This window comes from Bradyrhizobium sp. Kon10, assembly GCF_055807395.1.
In genome coordinates this window covers 1-1394 of sequence record NZ_JBVVOZ010000094.1, presented here as the reverse complement: position 1 = coordinate 1394, position 1394 = coordinate 1, and the positions used below count along the sequence as shown (strand labels likewise).

Here is a 1394-nt window from a genome sequence, read left to right as displayed (position 1 = left end):
TGATGGTGTGGAACGGCCCTTCGAACCGGCATCAAAAGTGCCTAACGTGGTCGCGTAGAGAGGCGCCACAAAGGAAGGACCGTTCCATGGAGAAAATTATCACAGTGGGTTTGGATTTGGCCAAGTCGATCTTTCAAGTTCACGGCACCGCCGAAGACGGGAAAGTCTTGGTTCGTCGCACATTACGGCGATCGCAGGTTCTACCCTTCTTTCGGAGCCTTCCAGCTTGCTTGGTAGGTATGGAGGCCTGCGCGAGTGCCCATCACTGGGCGCGCGAGATAGCGGCGCTGGGCCACTCTGTCCGCATGATGCCGCCAGCCTACGTGAAGCCTTACGTCAAACGTAACAAGACCGGCGTGGCGGATGCTGAAGCCATTTGTGAGGCGGTCACCCGCCCGACAATGCGGTTCGTACCGGTGAAGACTGCCGAACAACAAGCAGCCAGCATGATTTTGCGAACGCGAGAGATGCTGATGAGGCAGCGCAGCCAGACTGCAAATGCTCTGCGGGCTCATATGGCCGAATTGGGCATTATCGCTGGCACAGGCATGGCAAGCATCGCAAAACTCCTGGTGCTTCTCCGGGACGAAAAAGACAACAGGATCCCCGGCGCCGCCCGCTTTGCCCTGATCCTATTTGCCGAACAGATTGAGCTGCTTACAACCCGCATAGAGAAGCTCGACAGAGAGATTTTGGTCCGTCAGACAGGACCCCGATGCAAGGCGTCTGATGAGCATTCCGGGTGTCGGTCCTCTCATCGCCGCTACCGTTCGAACATCGGTCTTGGATGCTCGCGATTTTGCGACTGCACGAGATTTTGCCGCTTGGACGGGGCTAACACCGAGGGCACAATCGAGCGGCGGGAAAGAAAGGCTCGGCGCGATATCAAAGCGTGGAAATCGGCAACTACGGACGCTCTTGATCGTTGGTGCGACCTCTATCATCAAGCTTGCTAAACGAGGCTTGAAAGTCCCGCTCTGGATTCGGACCATGCTGCAAAGACGGCCGGTCAAGGTCGTATCGGTCGCGCTCGCTAATAAGATTGCGCGCACGATCTGGGCCTTGCTGGTCAGAGGAGGCATCTATCAGGCGCCGGCCGCAATGCTGAAATCCTAAGCTCAAGAGCTCTCCGGCGGAAGAAGAAATCCGCCGAGGAGGCAAGGTGCAAATCTGGATGAACCTCGAATGACGTCATTCCCGGTAGCAATCAGACCGCCTGACTCACTGCGCTTCGAGCGCGAGAAATTGATTGGGCGATTGCTTCCGCGGATATCATCGTGGCCAGCGGCCAGGCGCCGCATTCACAGGCCGAACATATGACCGCACCGTCATCCCTTGTTCTACCAGAAAAAGATCTTGCAGCCCGGGCCGTTCCACATATGAGTCAGAGCCAA

The 1394-nt window shown here is 56.9% G+C and carries 1 pseudogene; it reads left to right on the top strand.

Annotated features, from left to right (window positions below):
• Positions 1 to 86: 86 nt before the first annotated feature.
• A pseudogene (locus AC0L2O_RS36165) lies at positions 87 to 1116 on the top strand (IS110 family RNA-guided transposase).
• The last annotated feature ends 278 nt before the right edge of the window (positions 1117 to 1394 follow it).